The organism is Jhaorihella thermophila, assembly GCF_900108275.1.
Classification (GTDB): domain Bacteria; phylum Pseudomonadota; class Alphaproteobacteria; order Rhodobacterales; family Rhodobacteraceae; genus Jhaorihella; species Jhaorihella thermophila.
The window spans coordinates 13,243-27,615 of sequence record NZ_FNVD01000019.1; the positions used below are offsets into that span (position 1 = coordinate 13,243).

Annotated in this window: 12 protein-coding genes; 5 read left to right on the forward strand and 7 right to left on the reverse strand. The window is 67.2% G+C overall.

Annotation, left to right across the window (positions count from 1 at the left end):
- Positions 1 to 97: 97 nt before the first annotated feature.
- From C4S70_RS15625 to C4S70_RS15645, 5 genes are all read right to left on the reverse strand, one after another.
- Positions 98 to 622 carry a hypothetical protein gene (locus C4S70_RS15625; RefSeq protein ID WP_104009043.1) on the reverse strand — a complete coding sequence of 175 codons (525 nt, stop codon included), beginning with the start codon at positions 620 to 622 and terminating at the stop codon, positions 98 to 100.
- Positions 603 to 3,977, reverse strand: coding sequence for a TM0106 family RecB-like putative nuclease (locus C4S70_RS15630; protein ID WP_104009044.1), 3,375 nt, complete (start codon positions 3,975 to 3,977; stop codon positions 603 to 605). The genes C4S70_RS15625 and C4S70_RS15630 overlap by 20 nt, the downstream gene beginning before the upstream one ends.
- On the reverse strand, positions 3,974 to 6,580 hold the full coding sequence (locus C4S70_RS15635) for an AAA family ATPase (protein ID WP_104009045.1): 2,607 nt from the start codon (positions 6,578 to 6,580) through the stop codon (positions 3,974 to 3,976). Before C4S70_RS15635 ends, C4S70_RS15630 begins: the two co-directional genes overlap by 4 nt.
- A gap of 3 nt (positions 6,581 to 6,583) precedes the next feature.
- Positions 6,584 to 7,708, reverse strand: a complete 1,125-nt coding sequence (locus C4S70_RS15640; RefSeq protein ID WP_104009046.1) for a metallophosphoesterase family protein — start codon at positions 7,706 to 7,708, stop codon at positions 6,584 to 6,586.
- Between the two features lie 148 nt (positions 7,709 to 7,856).
- Positions 7,857 to 8,834: a helix-turn-helix transcriptional regulator gene (locus C4S70_RS15645; protein ID WP_104009047.1), complete on the reverse strand. Its 978-nt coding sequence runs from the start codon at positions 8,832 to 8,834 to the stop codon at positions 7,857 to 7,859.
- A gap of 98 nt (positions 8,835 to 8,932) precedes the next feature.
- Here C4S70_RS15645 and C4S70_RS15650 point away from each other — a divergent pair, with 98 nt between their 5' ends.
- Positions 8,933 to 9,580, forward strand: coding sequence for a HEPN domain-containing protein (locus C4S70_RS15650; RefSeq protein ID WP_104009048.1), 648 nt, complete (start codon positions 8,933 to 8,935; stop codon positions 9,578 to 9,580).
- 527 nt (positions 9,581 to 10,107) lie between these two features.
- Here the strand turns inward: C4S70_RS15650 and C4S70_RS15655 are convergent.
- Together C4S70_RS15655 and C4S70_RS15660 are read right to left on the reverse strand one after the other, a co-directional pair.
- Complete coding sequence (locus tag C4S70_RS15655) at positions 10,108 to 10,422, reverse strand: type II toxin-antitoxin system RelE/ParE family toxin (protein WP_104009049.1); 315 nt, start codon at positions 10,420 to 10,422, stop codon at positions 10,108 to 10,110.
- Positions 10,419 to 10,682 (reverse strand): type II toxin-antitoxin system ParD family antitoxin, encoded by a 264-nt coding sequence (locus tag C4S70_RS15660; RefSeq protein ID WP_104009050.1) that lies wholly within the window; start codon positions 10,680 to 10,682, stop codon positions 10,419 to 10,421. Before C4S70_RS15660 ends, C4S70_RS15655 begins: the two co-directional genes overlap by 4 nt.
- A 203-nt stretch (positions 10,683 to 10,885) precedes the next feature.
- On the opposite strand from C4S70_RS15660, the gene repA reads away from it, so the two are divergent.
- From repA to repC (C4S70_RS19200), 4 genes are all read left to right on the forward strand, one after another.
- Positions 10,886 to 12,121 carry a plasmid partitioning protein RepA gene (gene repA, locus C4S70_RS15665; RefSeq protein ID WP_104009051.1) on the forward strand — a complete coding sequence of 412 codons (1,236 nt, stop codon included), beginning with the start codon at positions 10,886 to 10,888 and terminating at the stop codon, positions 12,119 to 12,121.
- A complete protein-coding gene (repB, locus tag C4S70_RS15670) occupies positions 12,111 to 13,040 on the forward strand; it encodes a plasmid partitioning protein RepB (protein WP_104009052.1) in 930 nt (309 codons plus the stop codon). Before repA ends, repB begins: the two co-directional genes overlap by 11 nt.
- Before the next feature lie 350 nt (positions 13,041 to 13,390).
- Positions 13,391 to 14,011 carry a plasmid replication protein RepC gene (gene repC, locus C4S70_RS19195; protein ID WP_235003854.1) on the forward strand — a complete coding sequence of 207 codons (621 nt, stop codon included), beginning with the start codon at positions 13,391 to 13,393 and terminating at the stop codon, positions 14,009 to 14,011.
- Entirely contained in the window at positions 13,995 to 14,360 is a 366-nt protein-coding gene (gene repC, locus C4S70_RS19200) for a replication initiation protein RepC (RefSeq protein ID WP_235003855.1), read from the forward strand. The genes repC (C4S70_RS19195) and repC (C4S70_RS19200) overlap by 17 nt, the downstream gene beginning before the upstream one ends.
- Positions 14,361 to 14,373: the final 13 nt, after the last annotated feature.

A 14,373-nucleotide genomic window follows, 5' to 3' on the forward strand; every position in this document is an offset into this window, starting at 1 on the left:
TGTCGTATTGTCAGCGCCTTCTTTGCAATCACTGCATGAAACATCGTCGTCCTACTCAATCAATTTTCTGCCAATTCAGCGCGTCGCACGCCATTCGTCAATCGGTGTTCGGCCCCTGAGTGCCGACATCTCGTCGCAGCTCGGCCTTGCGCGGTGCCGGGTCGGTCAGGCGGGTCAGCAGGGCCGCCAGATAGCGGTGCCCATCCGCCCAGGGCCCCTCGGTCCAGCGCGCGTCATCGGGGGTCAGGCGGCCGCTGCGGATCTCGGCCGTCAACAAGCCCGGAAGCGTGTCATAAGCCGCGGCCGGCAGCGCGCGGGGCGGCAGTTTGTCCAGGAACCAGAGCACCGTCTCGGCGGCCTGCCCGAACCGGCAGGTCATAAGGAAGCGTTCATCGGACATCAGAAGGTTGCGCCGCAGGACCGGCCCATCGTCCTGCGTGATCTTCAGACCCGACAGAACCGCCGCGACGGCGTGACGCTTGGGCGCGGTCAGGCCCCAGAACGCGGCGCTCCACTCGTCGGGGAACAGCTGATCCAGCCGCGCGGCCAGCGGCGCGCAGGCTGCGAATGTGCCGGCCGGAATGCGCCGGGTCAGGGTGTCGTCAAACAGTTTTTCCAGCATCCGCCAGGCTCCTTGTCGGATCACAACAACGTCTGTGCCACTCGCCGTCCCCTCCAAGCGGTTTCAGTGCCGCCAGCGCGTTGACCAGGCGCATCTTCTCGACCGTGTCGCAGGGGGTGGCGGGCAGTTGCGGCGACGCAAAGACAAGGCTCAGCGCCTTGGCGCGGCTGATGGCGACGTTCAACCGCTCGCGCGAGAGCAGGAAATCCAGCCCGCGCGATGTTTCCGCCGCCGAACTGGCCGTCATCGAGATCAGCGCGATCGGGGCCTCCTGCCCCTGGAACCGGTCCACCGTGCCCACGCGCACGCCCTCCAGCGCCTCGGTCAGAGCGTTGACCTGCGCGTTGTAGGGGGCGACGACGATGATGTCGGACCGGGTGATCGGGCGGGTCGCGCCGGTCTTGTCGGTCCAGCTGCCGCCCAGCAGGCGATCGATCATGGCGCGGATGGCGGCGACCTCTTCGGGGCAGTCCTGTGCGCGGCCCTCATGCGGGACGGGCACCAGGAAGGCGCCCGCACGGGGCAGCCCGTCCACCATCACCGCCTGCCGCGCCGTGTCGGAATGGGCGGTCAGCGTGCCGGCATAGAACTGGTCCGAGACATAGGCGGTCACGTCCGGGTGCATCCTCCTTGTGGTGTCCAGATACAGGCCGCGGTCGGGCGGCAGCACCGGGGCGTCGCCGATGATCCAGTCCAGACAGGATAGCTCGGCCGGATGCGGATGCGCGCCCTGGATTACCTGCGGCAGCTGGCGCGGATCACCCACCAGCACCAGGTTGCGCGCCGCCCGCGTCATCGCCAACGCATTGGCCAGCGACACCTGCCCGGCCTCGTCCACGAACAGATAGTCGAAGGCATCGGCCAGATCGTCGCGCGCGAACAGCCAGGCGGTGCCGCCGACCACATGGGCGCTGGTGTGCAGCGGGTCGTCCGACGACCGGGTCTGGCGGATTGCCTCGAACCCTTTGGGCAGAGGCACGGCCCCGGCCTTGTCCTTGTGGGCGATGGTCAGATCCTCGACCGTCAGGTCGATGTCGTCATCCTCCAGCGCCTTGATGCAGCCCATCAGCACGTTACGGATCGCCTCGTGGCTGTTCGAGGCCACGCCCACCCGCTTGCCCCTGCGCACAAGTGACAGGATGGCGCGGGCGGTGACATGGGTCTTGCCGGTTCCGGGCGGCCCCTGCACCGGCAGCACGGTGTCGTCCATCGCGCCGACGGCGGCGATCAGACGCTCGACCGGGTCGCCCGTGGCCCGCAGCGGCGAGGGCCCGACAAAGCGCGGCGCGGCGCGGGCCAGCAGGTCTTCGGCGGCGCGGTTGCGGCGCGGACCGCACTGATCGGCGATCACCGCCGCGATGGCCGAGGGGATCGGATGCGGGTTGATGGCGAAATTCGGCAGCAGGTCCAACCGGTCGCGCAACACATCAGCATTCTTGTTGCCCACCTTCAGAGTGACCGTGCGCGCCGCGCGATCCATTGCCGTAATCGTCACCGAAGCCATCGACCCGTCGCCCCGGTCAACGCACGCCGTGGCATCGCGGCGCAACTTGGTCTCCTGAAACGGATAGCGATAGCTGCGCTCGACCGAGGATTTCACCGGTTGCGCCGGCCCGGTCGCACGCAGCCCCGCCAGACAGTCCAGATCATCGGCCAGATCGTCGAAATCCTTGCCCGCGGCATCGAACACCGCCCAGGCGGCGGGCTTGGCCTCGCGCTTGTGGAACTGCCCCAGATCATAGAGCAGCTTGCGCCGGTCCTCGGGCAGATCGGCCGCGGCCAGCCGGTCGCGCAGCTGGTCGGCCTCGGCGTCGGCTTCGTCGGTCTTTTCGCTGGTCGGCGCGCCCAGCTCGTGCCACGTCGCCCGGTCGGGTCGCAGCCCCAGCAGCCAGTCGCGCAGCTTCTCGGTCGAGATGCAGTCGATCCGGTTGTACTCCTCGATCTCGTCCAGAATTCCCTGGTCGCCGGTCTCGCGCCAGGCCTCGTAGGCCACGACCGAGCCGCCGGCGGTCTTGACCTCGCCGGTGCGGGCGATGTCATAGAAGGCTTCCATGTCCTTGATCGAATAGCTCTTTTCCGACGCGATGATCCCGCCGCGCACCACCGCGTAAAGGTCCACGAACCGCCCCTCGCGCAGCCAGCGGTCCAGCTGCGCCTCGCCGAAACCGTATTGCGTGCACAGCCGTTTCAGCGCGGTGATCTCGTAAGGCGCATAGTGATAGATCCGCGCCTGCGGATGCGCGGCCAGCCGATCCGAGAAGAAGGCGAACAGCCGGATCAGTGCGTCCTTCTCGGCGGCGTGGTCATGCGCCCAGAAGGCGGTGAATTCGGCGCCGTCCCAGACCCCGTGCAGGTATTCCAGCCCCTCGGCCCCGCCTTCGCGATAGAACGGGTCGCCCTCGATGTCATAGAACAGATCCCCCGCCTGCGGCCGCGGCAGCAGGTCGAACCCCTTGCCCGCGACAGGGGGGCGCAGCTCGGCCCTGGGCGGGCCGGATTTGCGGGCCTGCTGCAACCGCGCCTGCGTCACCAGCTTGTCCAGCGTCGGCGCCGCGATGCGCGGCACGCGCTCGGTCCGCTCGGCCAGCGCGGCCATGGTGGTGATCCCGGCGGCCTCGAGCCGCTGAACCTGCGGGCGGGTGATGTTGGCGACCTGGAACAGGCTGTCCTCGTTTTCCCAGACCTGCTGGCAATGTTCGCGCCAGCGGCACAGGCCGCAGGTCTTGCAGGGCACCGGGCGCGTCGGCTGCGGGTCGGCCACGAACCGTTCCAGCCGCTGCCGCGCGGCGCGGGCATAGGCGGCGTATTCCGACAGGCGAAAGCTGAAACGCTGCCCGTTGCCCAGCTGCACATGGGCGCGGTCGGGCGCAAGGCCCTGAACCTGCGCCAGCAGGTCGGAATACAGTACCAGCTGCAGCACATGGCCCGGCGCGGGTTTGCGTTTCAGCTTGGTGTCCACCACCTCGTAGGAAAAATCGCCCAGATCCGAGGGCCGGTCCACCCGTTCCAGGAAATCGCTGTAACCGCCCCACATGCCGCCTTCGAGCGCGCCCTGAAAGATCACCTCGGGGCCGGTGCGCAAGGCGGTCAGCGTGTCGGCCACCGCCCGGTCGAAGGGCACGCCCTCGGTCTCGATCCGCGCGATGCTGCGCCCCTGTTCCGCCAGGTGCTGCAAATGGTCGGCCTCATGCGCGTCGCCGTGGCGTTGCAACAGTTCGGCATCCGCGCTGTCCTCGACGGGGTCGGGGCCCCTGCCCTGCAACCGCTGCAAATCCAGCGTCGCGGCATGGGCGCAGGCCATGAAGCGCATCAGGTCCGAGGCGGACAGGCGGATGTTCCCGTTGTCCAGCTTCATGCCGCATCCCCTGCCTGCGTGATGGCCAGGGCCGTGCCGCCCAGGGCGCGGAAGGCCCGCTGCCGGCACGAGAACACGATGACCTGCAGGTCCTGCGACTGCCGGGTCAGGGCATTGAACATCTGCTCGATCCGGTCATCGTCGGTATAGACGATGGCATCGTCCAGAATGACCGGCGCCGGGCGGCCGTCCCTGGCCAGGATGCGGGCAAAGGCCAGCCGCACCAGCAGCGAGATCTGCTCCTGCGTGCCGCCCGACAGCACTTCGAACTCTTCTTCCTCGCCGCGGCGCGTGATGCGGGTGATCAGGCCGGTATCGGCGTCGATCACCGGTTCGGCGTCGGGCCAGATCATTCGCAAAAGCGGCAGCAGCTCGCGGTGGACGGCGGCGACATAGTTTTCCCGCGCGGTGTCGCGGGCGGCCTGCAACGCGCGTTCCAGCCGTTGATGCACGGCGATGTCGAACCGGATCCGCGCCAGCCGGTCTTCGGCCTGTTGCAGCTGGTCCTCGGTCAGGGCCAGCTCCTCTTCGACGGCGGCCGAGGCCACCACCGCGATGCGCGAATTCAGCCCCGCGAGCTCTTCACGCAACCACGAGATGCGGTCCTTGGCCGAGGTCAGGACCGACTCGGCCCGCGTCATCGCGGCCTGGGCGGCGCCCAGATCGGGGGCATTGGCCAGACGTGCCTGTTGCGCCCGTTGCGCCTGTTGCAGCGCACCGGTTGCCTCCTGCTGCGAAACCCGCAGATCGGCCAGCGTCTTGGCCGGGTCCGGGTGGCTGGCCAGGGCCGCCTGCGCCCGCCGGGCCCGGTTTTCGGCATTGGCCATGTCGACCTCGGCACGGGTCAGGCTGTCCCTGGTCGCATCCGCCGCAGCCCGCGCGGCCTCAAGCGCTTCGGAGGCTTCTGCCAGCGTCTCCTGTGCCGCCATTTCGGCGGCTTCGGCCAGGGCCACGTCCGGCACGTCTCCTTCGGTCTCAACCGGTTCGGGCAGCGCGTCATGCTCGGTGCGCAGGGCATCCAGTCCGTGCGGGGCCAGCGCCTTCAGATCGGCCTCGGCCTGGCGCAGTTCGGCTTCGATCCCGCGCCGCCGGGCCAGAGAGTCCCGCGCCGCGGCGACGGTGTCCATTCCGGCCTCGGCCAGCGCGGTCTTCAGCGCGGCTTCGGCCTCGGCCACCGCGCCGTCATCCGCCTGCGCCGCACTGATCTCAAGCCGCCCGATCCCGTCAAGATCCAGCACCGTCCCGGTCAGAACCGGATGCCTCTTGCCGCCCTCGACGGGCTGGCCCGCGCGGGTGATCCGGCCTTCGCCGCCGGCGGAATAGGTGATGCTGAAGGCCGCCGCCGCAGTCTCAAGGCTCTTCCTCGCGATGCTCAGGTCACGGGCCAGCTCTTCCAGCCTGTCCAGCGTTTCCGGAACAATTTCGCCGCCCGCCTGCTTGCGCAGGTCCGCGATGCGCGCGCCCAGTTCCCCGGCTTTCTCGATGCGGTCCGCAAGCTCGGCGCGCCGGGTGGCCGCGGCCGCGGCCTCTTTCGCCCGCATGGCCCGGCGCAAGTCGGACGCCGCCTGTTCGACCGCCTTGCGGGCGGTGTCATGGGCAGTTTTCGCCGTTTCGAGCCGCGCTTGCGCCGCGTCATTCTGGCCGGTGCGTTCAGCAACGGCGGCCTTGGCCGTTTCCACCGCGTCCTGGGCGGATCCGGCCTCGGCGAGCACGCCGTTCAGCGCCTCGATCTGGGTCTTGCAGGACTCCAGCTGCGCCGACAGCCGGGCGATCTCGCTTTCTCCGTCCTTCACCTTGCGGTCATGCGCTTGCGCGGCCTCGAGGGTTTCCCGGGTCTTCTCAAGCGCTTGGGCGCGTTCCTGATGGGCTTCGGGCGCGTCCAGCTCGGCCAGTTCGCGGCGCAGCTGGCGTCGGCGCTCCAGATCCTGCTGCAGGGCCCGCATGTCGTTGCGCAGCTGGTCGCGGCGTCCGGTCAGGGCCTCGACCTCGGCCAGCGCCTGCTGCAATCCGCCATTGGCCTTGGGGCGGCCGGTGCCCGTCAGGTGCTGAGCCAGGAACGCGGCGCAGCTGGCCAGCGCGGCCTCCATCCGCCGCCCGCCTGTCATCGCCTCGACCTCGCCCGCGACCGAGGTCATGATGTCGCGCCGCGCCTGCTGTTCCTCGCCGCCGCTGTCCAGCCCGACGACCCCCTGCCGCACCCACAGCAGCCCCGCCGGGCCGCCATCCGAGGGCGGTTTCAGCAGCCCCGACAGCATCGCGTCGGCCTCGGATTTCTGGGCCACCAACGTCCCGTCGCGCCACAGTTTCGCATCCTTGCTTCCGGGGCGGCTGCTCCAGCATTTCATCAACTTCCACTGAGCGCCGTCGGCCTGGAATTCCACGACGACCTCGGGGTCGCCGCCCACGCGGGGCACCAGCGCCTTGACCGTCTTGTCGAACGACCGGTGGCTGACGAAGAACGCCGCATGCAGCGCCTCGAAAAAGGTGGATTTGCCATGCTCGTTCGGCGCCACCAGCACGTTCAGGCCGGGGCCGAACCCGTCGATGCGGACCGGGTCCACGAACCGGCGTACGTTTTTCAGGGTGACCGAAGTGATCTGCATCGTTCAGCCCTCCCGCACCAGTGACCACAGGCGGTTCAGCGCCGCCTGCGCCACGCGCCGGTCTTCGGCGGAAAGCTCGGAATCCTGCGCCTCGGCCCGCAACGCCTCGGCGGCCGTCCGCAAGGCGCCGCCCGCGGCGATCAGGTCCAGATCGTCGGCCTCGTATTCGGTGGCGAGTTCATCATCGCGCAGGTCGAACAGGGCGAAATCCGGGGCGGCCCGGCGCACGGCGTCCTCGAGCGCGGCACGTTCCGTCATGCGCAGATAGCCGGCGGCGCGCAGCTGCACCAGCACGTCACGCCGCGCCGCCCGGTCGGTCGGCAGCAGCCGGTCCAGCTCGGCGCCCAGATCCGTGCCGGGGCTCAGCATCAATTCGGGCGCGCGCCAGTCGAAGCGGCCGGTCTGAACCGGGGTGATCTGCGGCATCGCGCCGGGGCCGTCGATCGTCACCGCCAGGCACAGCCCCCGCCCGCCACGTTTGAACCTGTCATGCTCGGGCGTGCCGCTGTAGCAGGTGCGCTCGCCGATGGTCAGCTGCCCGTGCCAGTCGCCCAGGGCCAGATAGTCCAGCCGCGCGGTGCGGGCGCGGTCCGGCGGGATCAGGGCCGAGCCGTCGAAATCCTCGCCGAAGGACACCACGCCGCCATGCGCCAGCCCGATCCGCAGCGCCCCCTCGGGCGTTTCGGCCCCGGCCATCCACGCGGTCAGATCCGTGCCCGGAAACTGGCGCGGCAGCGGCGCGGGCAGCAGGACCACGCCCTGCGACATCTCGACCGGCCGGGGGTGGCGCAGCAGGCGCACGTTGGGGCCGCATTCCCCCTCGAAAGCCGCCCACAATTCCTCGCCCTGCAACGAGTCGTGGTTGCCCGGGATGATCCACCAGAGGATGTCACCGGCCGCGCTCATGGCGGTGGCAGCCTGGCGGCGGACCTGCGCCGACGGGCCGGTGGTGTCGAACAGGTCGCCGGCGATCAGCACATGGCCGGCGCCGTGGTCCCGCGCGGCCTGGGCCAGGCGGGCGATCACCTCGAACCGCGCCTCGATCAGGCGGCCGCGCAGATCCTCGGGCATGGTGCCGAACCCTTTGCCAAGATGCAGGTCCGAGCTGTGGATGAAACGAAAAGCCATCAAATCTTCCTCGTCAAAATCACGTCTGGGCGGCAGGCGGGGCCGCCGTCGCATTCGGATGTGGCAGCCGGGGGTGTCAAAACCTGTCGCAGGGGGCGGCCCCTGCCCCGAAAAAATGTTGGAAACCGGGAACAAAGATGAAACATGATCAGGGAAGTGCGTCGAAATCGCCGCGCCGGGCCGGGTGGACCAGCCGCGCCAGCGCCTCGGGGGCCACCACCTCGACCGAATCGCCCCATTGATACAGGTGCCAGGCCATCTCGAGCCAGCCGCCCGCGTGAAACCGCACCTCGAGCCGCCCGTCCTCCAGCATCCGCGTGGTCTGACCGGGGTGGAACTGCCACGAGGCCGCGCGCGCGGCCGCCTCGGGGGCAAAGCGCCAGATCACTTCGCCATATTGGCTGTCGTCATGGTACGATCCGAAGGCGCGGGCGGCGTGATCGGCCAGGCTGAATCCTTCGTCGCGGGCGAACCAGTCGTCGGTCGCGGTGGCCTCTTCGATCCGGTCCAGCCGGAAATGCCGCAGCCGGTCGTCCTTGTCGGGCTGGCGCGCCACCAGGTACCGCCGCGCGCCCAGCAGGATGCCATAGGGTTCCAGCAGACGCTGCGTGCCGGTGTATCGGACCCGCAGGCGGTACGGCCCTCGCAGCGCTTTTGAAATCGCATCCACGATCCCGGCTTCGATCCGGGCCACGGGGCCGGGGCGGGCCGCCATGCCATAGGCTTCCAGCAGCGCCTCGGCATCGGCTTCGGCGCGGCGCGCGCTGGCCGAAGGGATCGCCGCCAGCAGCCGTTCGCGCAGCCCGGCCAGCGCCCGGCGCTGCCGCAAGTCCGCCGGATCATCCAGCCGCGCCAGCGCCACCTCCAGCGCCTCGAGCTCATCCGCGCCGTTCAGCGCCAGCGCCGACAGGCGGTTGGGCTTGAGCGCCCAGCGGCGGGTGCGGTCGGGGTCTTCGATCACGTTGACCGAATGGGGAAACGCCTCGTGCAGGGCCTGGGTCATCCGCTGCGCGGTGCGCCGGGTGACGCCGAACGCCTCTTCGATCTCACGCAGGCTGACCCCGCGATGACGTGCGGCGGCCATGTCCGCCAACCGCAACAGATCCTTTGCCTTTTCGAACGACATGCCCCGCCCCGGTTTCTGCCTGTCCGGTCTGCGGCGAATATTGCACCCGTCCGCGGGAATTGCCAGTCTGAGTTGAAACGCATTTAGGATATTCCCGCATGTCTGATTTCGACCGATTGAAAACCCGTCAACGCGCGATCCGCGACGGCTTCCCGTCTGACTTCGGCCTGCGCATTCACCGCGCCATCAGCTGGCTGGGCCGGGCCGAGCGCGAAACCGAGGACCCCGACGCCGCCTTCCTGTTCTACTGGATCGCCTTCAACGCCGCCTATGCGGCCGAGCAGGATCCGGCGGGCGAAAAGGACCGGTTCCGCAGCTACCTGCAGAAGGTCGTGGCGCTGGACCACACCCACCGCATCTACGATGCCGTCTGGACCGGCTTTCCCGGCCCGATCCGCATGTTCCTGCAGAACCGGTTCGTCTTTGGCCCGTTCTGGCACCATTTCAACGGGATCGAGGGCTTTGACGACTGGCAGGACCGTTTCGCCACCTCAAAACGCCGCTTTGCCGAGGCGCTCAAGGCCAGGGACACGCTGACCATCCTGTCGATGCTGTTCGACCGGCTGTATGTGCTGCGCAACCAGCTGATCCACGGAGGTGCCACCTGGAACAGCGGCGTGAACCGCGACCAGATGCGCGACGGCACGGCCATTCTGGCGTTCCTGGTGCCGGTGTTCATCGACTTGATGATGGACGCCCCCGACCAGGACTGGGGCGCGCCCTTCTACCCGGTGGTGCAGGAGTGACGGCAGAACAAATCGACGGGATCTGCAAAAACAGACTTCGGTCCCGATGTGCTTGGGCAAGTTCGGATTTCCCCAGAAAGTCCAACGGTCGAAGCCAAAAGTGCCGCGGACATCAAGACATTTGAGATTTGGGCGCTTTTTCGATGGAATTCCCGGGATTTTGTAACAGATCATCCGTTTTGTAACGGCCTGTTACATATTCTGTTACGCGAATATTGGCTTAGCTTCAATGACTTAAGTATATATGTAACATGTAACAAGAAATAGAATAGAATATATATATATGTACATGCGCCTGCGCGCGCACGCATGCACACCCATGAAGACATACATTTTTGCGTTACGCGTTACATCTGTTACATCGTTGAAAACAAACAATAATTTTGTAACGACGAAAAGCTGGTTTAGGCGGTCTCCCAAAATATCTAGGAAAAACAATATGCTAGCCGTAATGCTCGGGCCGCCTTTACAAGCCTGCCCCTCGGAACGCTTCACGCGTCGGTTTTGGCACAAGGCCCCCTGCCCACTCACCCGCGTCGGCCGATGCGCCCCATCCAGTCGGCGCCGCCATAGGTGATCGACAGCACATGCACCTCGCGCCGGTCTTCGTCGATGGTGAAGGCGATCACCGCCCGGCGCGCGGCCAGGATGGCGCGCAGGCCCGGCAGGATGTGGTCGCGCAGCGATCCGCGATGCGGCTGTTCGGCCAGGCTCTGGGCGGTGTCGGCGATCCGGGCCAGCTTGTCGCGCGCCACGCTCGGCCCGGCATAGTCGGCGATCAGCTCGGCGATGGTGATCAGGTCCTGGGCCACGGCGGGGTGGTACCGCAGGCGATAGCTCACTCGGGACGCTCCAGCGCCTGCAGGGCCGCGCCGAAGGTGGTGTCGTGATCGACGAAGGAGTCCCGCGGCGCGGCGACGCGGCGGCGGATTTCCTCGGCCATCGCGTTCAGTGCGGTTTCGCGGGCCTGCTCGTCCTCGATCATCCGCTCGATCGCGGCGGCCACCGCGGCCGAGGTCGAGGCATAGACCCCCTCGCCCACCTTCGATTTCAGAAATGCGTGGTGGCGGTCGGTGAAACTGAGCGTGGTCTTGACGGTCATACGGAATCTCCTTGCAGGGAATACTTGGTCATACCGCGCCCCCGAGTCAAGCCCGTCCGGCCCGCCGCCTTGTGCCCCGACCCCCCTGCCCCACAGGATGTTGAAGAATACACTTGCAAGAATCGGCGCTTGTGCCTCATTACTTACGGAAACAAGTGAATAAAACGGCACCAACCGTAACAACGGCGCCGGATGAGGGCAGAATGGAGCAAGCGACCACAGACGCAACCGTAACGGATGCGCGGCAGACTGGCCACACCCAGGAACGGATCGACCTGCTGGTGGGCGACCATGCCCGGCGGCTGTCGGAACGGTTGCAGGCGCATCGCGCGCAGCTGTTCCCGCCCGATGCCAAGCGGTCGCTGCGCAAGTTCACCTCGGGCGAGGCCGCCGATCTGCTGGGCGTCAAGGACGCCTATCTGCGCAAGCTGCATCTGGATGGCCGCGGCCCCTCGCCCGAGATCCGCGCCGGCGGCCGCCGCTACTACTCGCCCGAGGACATCCAGGCCCTGCGGGAACTGCTCGAAGCCGGGGCGAAGACCCCCGGAACCTATCTGCCCGGCCGCCGCGACGGCGACCATCTGCAGGTGATCACGGTGATCAATTTCAAGGGCGGCTCGGGCAAGACCACCACCGCCGCGCATCTGGCGCAGAAGATGGCGCTGGACGGCTACAAGGTGCTGGCCATCGACCTGGACCCGCAGGCCAGCCTGTCGGCCCTGCACGGGTTCCAGCCCGAGTTCGACCTGCTGGACGGCGGCACGCTCTATGACGCGATCCGCTATGACGATCCGGTGCCGCTGCGCGAGGTGATCCAGCAGACCTATTTCACCAATCTCGACATCATCCCGGGCAACCTGGACCTGATGGAGTTCGAACATGAAACGCCCCGTGCGCTGGCGCAACGGGATGGCAACCTGTTTTTCACAAGGATCGGCGACGCGCTGTCCTCGGTCGAACAGGAGTATGACGTGGTTGTCGTCGATTGCCCGCCGCAGCTGGGATTTCTGACCATGTCCGCCCTGTCGGCGGCCACCGCGGTGCTGGTCACCGTGCATCCGCAGATGCTGGACGTGATGTCCATGTGCCAGTTCCTGCTGATGACCTCGAACCTGCTGGGCGTGGTCAGCGAGGCGGGCGGCAACATGTCCTATGACTGGATGCGCTATCTGGTCACCCGCTATGAACCCGGCGACGGGCCGCAGAACCAGATGGTCAGCTTCATGCGCTCGATGTTCGGGGATCATGTGCTGAACCACCCGGTGCTGAAATCCACCGCGATTTCCGACGCCGGGATCACCAAACAGACGCTGTACGAAGTGGAAAAGGGCCAGTTCACCCGCGCCACCTATGAGCGCGCGATCGAAAGCCTGAACGCCGTGAACGGCGAGATCGAGGCGCTGGTCCAGGCCGCATGGGGACGAAACCATGGCACGTAAGAACCTGTTGCAGGGGCTGATGGACAGCCCCCCTGCCCCGCAATCCGACGCCGCGCGGGTCGATGTGGCCAAGCCGCGCTATGGCTCGGGCGCGATCGGGGCGGTCAGCCAGTCGATTTCCGACCTGAAGTCGCGCGCGGTGCAGGAGATCGACCCGCGCATGATCGACGCGGGCGGGCTGCGCGACCGGCTGGAAGAAAACGCCGGGCTGGACGAGCTGATCGAGTCGATCCGCGAATACGGCCAGCAGGTGCCGGTGCTGCTGCGGCCCAACCCCAATGACGCGGAGCGCTTTCAGGTGGTCTATGGCCGCCGCCGGGTGGCCGCGCTGCGCCAGCTGGGCCAGCCGGTCAAGGCGCTGATCCGGGTGCTGGACGACCGCGCGGTGGTTCTGGCGCAGGGGCAGGAAAACACCGCCCGCCGCGATCTGAGTTTTATCGAAAAGGTCAACTTCGCCCGCCAGATGCAAGAGATGGGCTATGACCGCAAGGTGATCTGCGACGCGCTGCATGTGGACAAGACATTGATTTCACGCATGCTTTCCGTGGCAGACCGGATTCCCGCGGCACTGATCCAGGCGATCGGGGCCGCGCCCTCGGTCGGGCGGGACCGGTGGCTGAAGCTGGCCGATCTGTTGACCGCCGGGCAAGAGCAGGCCGCCATCGCCGCCGCGCAGGGTGACACCTCGGATGACCGGTTCGAGGCGGTCCTGGTGGCGCTGACCCCGCGCAAGCCCCCTGCCCCGCGTCAGGACCAGCCGCTGCTGGGGGCCGACGGAAGGGCGCTCGGTCAGGTCCGGCGCAGCGGCAGCAAGGCGGTGCTGACGCTCGATGCCAAAACGGCCCAAGGCTTTGACCAGTGGTTGATCGAGAACATGTCCGAGCTTCATCACCGTTGGACGACCGAACGGGATGAGTGATCCGCCCCGGCGGAAAAATCGTGGAGCAGCAACAAGGAGGCACGAAACAGACAGGACGGAAAAAAAGACCCCCCCAAAACCGAAGTTCCGAGAGGCCTCAATTGGTGATTTAGCACCCCCAATCTAAGGCCCGAGGTTGACGGCTGTCAACCGGCGTCGCGTGCGGCGGGGTGAAAAGTTTTGTCTCGTGACAGGATATGGAACACATCACAACCACGCCCTTCGGGCGGCGGCCGGTGACGGCTGGCCTGATCGAACAGGTGGCGGCCATGAACGCGGCCCCCGAAATCGCGCATATCGACAAGTGAGAGCTGCTGCGGGACCTGTGCGCGGCGCGGCAGGCCTTCGGGGTGACGGACCGGGATCTGGCGGTGCTGAACGCGCTGGTCTCGTTCCATCCGAACGCGGCGCTGTCGGACAATGACAATCTGATCGTCTTCCCCTCGAACGCGGCGCTGTCCGAACGGGCGCATGGCATGGCCGAAAGCACCCTGCGCCGGCATCTGGCCGCGCTGGTGCGGGCCGGGCTGATCCTGCGCCACGACAGCCCCAACGGCAAACGCTATGCGCGCCGGGGCGTGGATGGCGAGATCGCCCGCGCCTTTGGCTTTGACCTGCGCCCACTGCTGCTGCAGGCGGCCGACATCCAAGAGGCTGCGCAGCAGGCCCGCGCCGATCAGGCCCGCCTGGCGATGGCGCGCGAGAAGATCTCGTTGATGAAGCGCGACGCGCTGAAGCTGGCGCTCTACGGGCAGGAAAACGCCCTGCCCGGCGACTGGGACGCGTTGCTGGCCGATCTGATGGCGGTTCACAAGCAAATGCGTCGCAAGCTGAGCCTGGACGAGGTTCAGGCGCTGGAGCCGCAGCTTGAGGATATCTTGCGCAAGATTCACCGCGGATTGGCTTTGGAAACAGAAGAAATGAGCGGCACTGACGCCGATTCCGGGCGGCGGGGTGAGCGATCCCCCTGAACAGGATCGCGAGCGGCCCCGTATTCCTCTGGCGCTGGTGGTCAAGGCCTGCCCCGACATCCTGCCCTATTGCGATGGCGAGCTGCGCGATTGGCGCGATCTGGTCACGGCGGCCGGTTTCGTGCGCGGCATGATGGGGATCAGCCCCTCGGCTTGGGAGGAAGCCAGGGAATTGATGGGCCCCGAAACGGCGGCGATCACCGTGGCCTGCATCCTGCAACGCTTCACCGAGATCAACAGCCCCGGCGGCTATCTGCGGGCGCTGGCGGCGAAGTCGGCGCTGGGGGCGTTCTCGCCCGGCCCGATGGTGATGGCCTTGCTGAACGGTGCCAACCGCGCGGCGGCCTGAGTTGACAGCTGTC